Annotated in this window: 5 protein-coding genes and 3 pseudogenes; 5 read left to right on the top strand and 3 right to left on the bottom strand. The window is 59.8% G+C overall.

What is annotated here, in order from left to right; translation table 11 throughout:
- Together tnpB (A3764_RS26340) and A3764_RS24715 are read right to left on the bottom strand one after the other, a co-directional pair.
- Positions 1-140: IS66 family insertion sequence element accessory protein TnpB (tnpB, locus tag A3764_RS26340; RefSeq protein ID WP_150122187.1), on the bottom strand; the 140-nt coding region annotated here is incomplete at its 3' end.
- Positions 141-392: 252 nt separating this feature from the next.
- A pseudogene (locus A3764_RS24715) lies at positions 393-518 on the bottom strand (IS5/IS1182 family transposase); the annotation flags it as partial.
- Positions 519-1,048: 530 nt separating this feature from the next.
- Here A3764_RS24715 and A3764_RS14040 point away from each other — a divergent pair.
- On the top strand, positions 1,049-2,803 hold the full coding sequence (locus A3764_RS14040; protein ID WP_067951689.1) for a tannase/feruloyl esterase family alpha/beta hydrolase: 1,755 nt from the start codon (positions 1,049-1,051) through the stop codon (positions 2,801-2,803).
- A 132-nt stretch (positions 2,804-2,935) separates the two neighbouring features.
- On the opposite strand, the gene A3764_RS24105 is transcribed toward A3764_RS14040, so the two are convergent.
- Positions 2,936-3,693, bottom strand: a protein-coding gene (locus A3764_RS24105; protein ID WP_150121416.1) for an IS5 family transposase whose coding sequence is annotated in 2 segments (ribosomal slippage) — positions 2,936-3,357 and positions 3,357-3,693 — 759 coding nt in all. Because the reading frame shifts where the segments join, the coding sequence is not laid out codon by codon here.
- 26 nt (positions 3,694-3,719) lie between these two features.
- Between A3764_RS24105 and glyA the strand changes: the two are divergent.
- The 4 genes and pseudogenes from glyA to A3764_RS14010 form a co-directional block, all read left to right on the top strand.
- Positions 3,720-4,571 (top strand): annotated as a pseudogene (gene glyA, locus A3764_RS14025) (serine hydroxymethyltransferase); the annotation flags it as partial.
- Between the two features lie 187 nt (positions 4,572-4,758).
- Positions 4,759-5,127, top strand: coding sequence for an IS66-like element accessory protein TnpA (gene tnpA, locus A3764_RS14020; RefSeq protein ID WP_067951685.1), 369 nt, complete (start codon positions 4,759-4,761; stop codon positions 5,125-5,127).
- Positions 5,124-5,471, top strand: coding sequence for an IS66 family insertion sequence element accessory protein TnpB (gene tnpB / locus A3764_RS14015; protein WP_067951684.1), 348 nt, complete (start codon positions 5,124-5,126; stop codon positions 5,469-5,471). Before tnpA ends, tnpB (A3764_RS14015) begins: the two co-directional genes overlap by 4 nt.
- Positions 5,472-5,533: 62 nt before the next feature.
- Positions 5,534-5,987: pseudogene (locus A3764_RS14010) on the top strand (IS66 family transposase); the annotation flags it as partial.

Below are 5,987 nucleotides of genomic sequence, written 5' to 3'. Positions count from 1 at the left end.
CGGAACGCGAAGACCGCGCCGCCGGTGGGCTTCTGGCGCAACACGTCCTGAGCCAGGGCCGAAAGGCCGGCAATTCCCTTCCGCATGTCAGTTGCGCCGCAGGCCAAGTAGACGCGAACGCCGGTGCCCGGGCCGATCATGCCGCTTCCACCGCACGGATCAGCCGGGTCAGCGCCTCGCCATCCATGCTGCTGTCAAAACGAAGGCAACGACCATTGGAAAGCCGCAGTTCCACAAGAACAGGCCGAGAGGGTGCAGGGGATTGTGCGGGTTCGGAATACGGCCCGAACCTCGCCCAGTATAGCATCTCCCACTAAGACACGTGCATAACTACGTCTTTATGCACGTGTCTTAGCTCACCCAGCCTTCTTCAGGCAGGCGGCACCAATCGGACGCTTATCGTATTTGACCGGCGTCTTCCGCTGTTTTCGACCGGGGATGCAGGCGCGTATACCCTTGTCCTGCAATGCTTTTCGGAGCCAGTCGGCATCATGGCCGCGATCACCGAGCAGCCATTGGTTCGCCCGATCAGGCGGCCACGCCCCCTTTTTTACGGCCACGCTGGTCGCCGGTCGGTGGGCCTTCAGCGGGACAAACGTAGGTGGCGTCGCGGCGTAAAGCTCGCCCTTCCGATACTGCCGCCGCCACATAGTCAGCAGGAAGCGCGATACCATGCCGACGTGTCGTTACCGCCACCTCACGTCGCCCGACAAAGCTCCCCTCCACGATCTGGAGGTTGTCCGCATCACCCCAGTATCGCCGCCGCGGCACGTGCCCGTCATTCCCACGCTTGACAGCATAGGTTTTACGGCTAACAATCCAAAAGCGCGAAGCTCGGATATTGTTCGATTAACGAACATCGGTTTTTTTGAGAATGAAGCTACCTAAAACGGCGAAGAGCCAGGATCTACCGGCGACGCGACGGAGGATGCGTTTCGGTAGAGGGTTGCTGGAGCAATTAAGGGCATTCGCCGCCCGCTGTGCGAGTGCGTTTGATTTGTTGAAGCGATTCCGGGGTGCGCAGGAGTGACAAAATGGAGGAGAGTAAATGCCAATTATCAGATCAACTACGGCCCTTGCAGCAATCGCGAGCGGTTTCTTCTTGACGGGTGTGGATCATGCCGATGCCGCTGTCGCCGGAGATTTTCCCAATCAGTTTCTATCTTGCTTTGACGCGGCGAATCTCACGGAGACTGAGCTTCCAGCGGATGTCCAAGGTTTTCGCCTGATCGAAATTGCAGAGCATGCCGGAGATAAGGGTATGCCGGCGCATTGTGAAATTGTCGGTGCGATCAATGATCGGATCAGCCCTGTGGACGGGCAACATTATTCGATCAAGTTTCGACTCAGGTTGCCGCAGGACTGGAATGGCCGCTTCTACATGGAGGGGGGCGGCGGCTCGAACGGCGCATTGAAAGACGCCATGGGGCCGACGGGGCTCAACCAAGAGGATTCTGCTCTTGAGCGTGGCTTTGCGGTCGTGACAACAGATTCAGGCCATGACAATGACACCAACTCCGACAGCAATGCCTCGGGGCGCTCCGCATTCGGCATGGATCCGCAGGCGCGGCTTGATTTCGGCTACATGTCCTATGATATTGTGACACGTGTAGGGAAGGCAATTGTCGAGAAATATTATGGTGCTGCACCTGAAAAGTCCTATTTCATCGGTTGTTCGGAAGGCGGACGCGAAGCTATGCTGATGACGCAGCGCTATCCCGATCTGTATGATGGTATTGCGGCCGGTGCACCGGGGATCCACTTCTCATACTCGGCAGCCTATGCGCCGTTTCTGCTCAGAATCTTTGGGAACCTGGCGGAAACGCGGAACCAGTTGGGGCCTGACGGAATCCCGCTGCTGAACAAGCTTTATTCGGACAACGACGTTCAACTGATCGCTGACGCGGTTGTTGGTGCCTGCGATGCGCTGGACGGGTTGGAGGACCGGATGTCCAATAATATTGAGGCCTGTACGACTGTTACAGTGCTTCCGCGACTGAGAGCACTTACTTGTTCTGGTGCAAAGGAAGAAGGTTGCCTGCTGGAGGATCAGATCGACGCCTTTGTCGCCGGGATGGCCGGACCCGTGACATCAGACGGGACAAGGCTGTATCCCGGCCATCCCTGGGATCCCGGTATCGGCGGGCGGATCGGCGACAGCGTGAATGACGGATTCCGGTCGTGGTGGTTCGGTTCCTATGACAGCGACCAAAACAATGCCCGCAAAGTGACCCTCAGCACTCCGCAACACGCAATGCTCTGGCAGACCCCACCGGTGCCTCTGCGCCCGGATGAATATGTGCGGTTCGAGATGAACTTCAACATAGACGAGACGCCGGCGCTCGCCTATGCGACTACCGATCTTTACCCCGTCTCGTCGGCCGAACTTGGTAACGCGGATTCGCCGGACCTTTCCGATTTCGCATCCCGCGGCGGAAAGCTCGTGATCTATCACGGAGCGGCAGACGCAGCATTTTCCGCACTTGATACGATCAAGTACTGGAATGCCGTCAACGAGACAGCCGATGGTCAGGCAGCGGACTTTGCGCGGCTATTTATTATCCCCGGGATGAACCATTGCCAGGGAGGTCCGGCAACAGACGATGTCGACCTGCTGACCCCGCTGATGGCTTGGGTCGAGGACGATCTTCCCATCGAACGGCTTGAAGCCACGGTGTCCAACCCGGACTATTTTGGCGGCAAGAATCTTTCGCGTCCTCTGTGTCCGTACCCGCTCTATGCCGAGTACGATGGGGAAGGAGATCCGTCGAGCGCAGAGAGCTTCACCTGCGTCGCCAACTGACAAGCAACGAGAGGTGGGCGGCACAGCATATGCCGCCCACCGTGTCCTTGAGCCATCCGATGGCGGCCGACGGGGTGAACTGCCATCCCGCCAAATAACAGCAGCTATCGTTGCTGGCATTGGGGTCAGGATTCATAACCAATAGATGACGACAGCCGCGAGGGCGATGGCTGAGAGGAGCACCTTTGGGCATCGGTCATAGCGGGTCGCGACGCGCCTCCAGTCCTTTAGCCTGCCGAACATGATCTCGATCCGGTTGCGCCGCTTGTGGCGTCGCTTATCGTATTTGACCGGCGTCTTCCGCTGTTTTCGACCGGGGATGCAGGCGCGTATGCCCTTGTCCTGCAATGCTTTTCGGAGCCAGTCGGCATCATAGTCGCGATCACCGAGCAGCCATTTGAAGTTTGGCAGGCCGCTGAGCAGGGCCCGTGCGCCGATGTAATCGCTCACCTGTCCCGCAGTGACGAACAGGTCGATCGGTCGTCCCTGACTGTCACAGATGGCGTGAAGTTTAGTGTTCATGCCGCCTTTGGTTCGCCCGATCAGGCGGCCACGCCCCCATTTTTGACGGCCATGCTGGTCGCCGTTCGGTGGGCCTTCAGCAATGTCGCATCGATCATCACGGTCGTCTCTTCGCCGTGTGCCGCCGCTAGCCCGACCATCATCCGCGCGAAGATCCCCTTTTCGCTCCATCGCTTCCAGCGGCTGTAAAGCGTCTTGTGTGGACCATAGGCGGAAGGCGCATCTCGCCAGCGTAAGCCATTGCGGTTGATGAAGATAATCCCACTCAGCACGCGTCTGTCGTCGACCCGAGGCTTACCGTGAGACTTGGGAAAGAAACGGGCCAGACGTGCCATCTGCGCGTCGGTCAGCCAGAAGAGATCGCTCATTTCAACGCTCCGTTTTCGGAGCCGTGAATGCTGTTCACTACGGGCTGGGCAACGATGGCATCATCGACATGAACATGGTCGAGGACATCGCAACGCGGGAGAAACCCAAGCTGATCCTGGCCGGACATTCCGCCTATTCGCGCCATCCCGACTTTGAAGCGTTCCGGGACATTGCGGACAAGGTGGGCGCAAAGCTGATGGTAGACATGGCGCATTTCGCGGGGCTCGTTGCAGCGGGTCTTCACCCCTCACCCCTCCCCTACGCCGATGTCGTTACCTCGACCACGCACAAAACGCTGCGTGGACCGCGCGGAGGCATCGTGCTGTCGAATGACGAGGAGCTGGGTAAGAAGATTAACTCTGCCGTCTTCCCCGGTCTGCAGGGTGGGCCACTGATGCATGTGATCGCGGCGAAGGCCGTAGCCTTCGGGGAAGCTTTGCGCCCAGACTTCAAGGTCTACATCCAACAAGTGCTCGACAACGCCAAACGGCTGGCCGGCGACCTTAAGGCAGGCGGCGTAGATATCGTTTCCGGCGGCACAGATTCGCACCTGATGCTCGTCGATCTCAGACCGAAAGCCCTGACCGGCAAGGCGGTGGAGATCGCTTTGGGGCGTGCGAATATTACCTGCAACAAGAATGGTGTCCCGAACGACCCGCAAAAGCCAATGGTGACAAGTGGCATACGGCTGGGCACGCCGGCAGTCACGACGCGCGGGTTGAAGGAAGATGACATTTCCAAGGTTGCGCAGCTCATTCTGCGTGTCATCGACACCATCAACGCTTCGGACGGCAGCTGCGACGACGCCGTGGAAGCGTCTGTGCGGGCGGATGTGGCGCAGCTGCTCGAAAGGTTCCCGATTTATGAGGGCGCCTGAGACTCAACGCGGGATCCTCCCTCCTGTGACGCAACTGGACCGCACCTCTGAGTGCGGTCCATTTTTTTGCCGTTACTGACTATCTGAACGTAACCGCCCGATTGGTGCCGCCTGCCTGAAGAAGGCAGGGTGAGCTAAGACACGTGCATAAAGACGTAGTTATGCACGTGTCTTAGTGGGAGATGCTATGCTGGGCGAGGTTCTGGGCGTTGAGCGGCGCCGGCGGTGGAGTGATGACGAGAAGCTCGAGATCTTGCTCGAGGTGGGTGTTGGCGGGGCCTCGGTCACGCAGGTTGCGCAACGGCACGAGCTCACGCGGTCGCAGGTCTATGGCTGGCGTCGTGACCTGAAGAAGAAGGGGCTTTGGTCGCCGGATCGGGGCGCGGTCTTTCTGCCGGTCGATTTCGGGCCGTATTCCGAACCCGCACAATCCCCTGCACCCTCTCGGCCTGTTCTTGTGGAACTGCGGCTTTCCAATGGTCGTTGCCTTCGTTTTGACAGCAGCATGGATGGCGAGGCGCTGACCCGGCTGATCCGTGCGGTGGAAGCGGCATGATCGGCCCGGGCACCGGCGTTCGCGTCTACTTGGCCTGCGGCGCAACTGACATGCGGAAGGGAATTGCCGGCCTTTCGGCCCTGGCTCAGGACGTGTTGCGCCAGAAGCCCACCGGCGGCGCGGTCTTCGCGTTCCGGGGGCGCAAGGGGGATCGTCTGAAACTGCTCTACTGGGATGGCCAAGGCTTCTGCCTCTACTACAAGGTCCTCGAGCGCGGGCGCTTTCCCTGGCCGAACACCGAAGCCGGGGTGGCACGGCTGACCTCCGCCCAGCTGGCGATGCTGTGGGAGGGGATCGACTGGAGGCGTCCGAACTGGGGCGCACCGCCCGCCCGGGTCGGGTAGATTATCCCTCTGAATCTCCTTGTTTTATTGGCCACCTCGTCCTGCGCATGGTATCAGTCGGCATGTCCGATGATGCCGACATTCTCTCTGATGACCCCGCAGTCCTGAAGGCGATGATCGCCGCGCTTCAGGCAGAGAATGCACGCATGTCGGCCACGCTCCAGGCCCACGAGCAACTGGTTCAGGCCTTGCGCCTGCGGATCGCCAAGTTGCAGAAACAGGCCTTCGGCAAATCTTCGGAAAAGATTGAGCGCGAGATCGCCCAGCTGGAGCTGGCGCTGGAGGATCTGCTGGTCGCGGCCGCCGAACAACACGACGGGCCGATCGAGGACGATGAGCCTTCTGCGACCGATGCTCCTGTTGCCGAGGCAAAGCCGCGACGCAGGCCGCGCGTGTCGGAGGCAACGCCCCGCGAACGCCGGGAGCTCGACCCTGGCTCCTGTTGCCCCGATTGTGGGGGTGACCTGCGAGTGGTGAGTGAGGACGTCAGCGAGCTTCTAGACCTGGTCGCGGCGC

Origin of the sequence: Sulfitobacter sp. HI0129 (genome assembly GCF_001635395.1) — a bacterium.
Taxonomy (GTDB): Bacteria; Pseudomonadota; Alphaproteobacteria; order Rhodobacterales; family Rhodobacteraceae; genus Sulfitobacter.
The sequence above is the reverse complement of the archived record's forward strand: the minus strand, read 5'-3'. Positions and strand labels throughout refer to the sequence as shown.

Coding starts and splice junctions, on each gene's coding strand:
- A3764_RS14040 (WP_067951689.1), top strand. CDS start 1,049: ATGCCAATTATCAGATCAACTACGGCCCTTGCAGCAATCGCGAGCGGT.
- tnpA (WP_067951685.1), top strand. CDS start 4,759: ATGCTGGGCGAGGTTCTGGGCGTTGAGCGGCGCCGGCGGTGGAGTGAT.
- tnpB (WP_067951684.1), top strand. CDS start 5,124: ATGATCGGCCCGGGCACCGGCGTTCGCGTCTACTTGGCCTGCGGCGCA.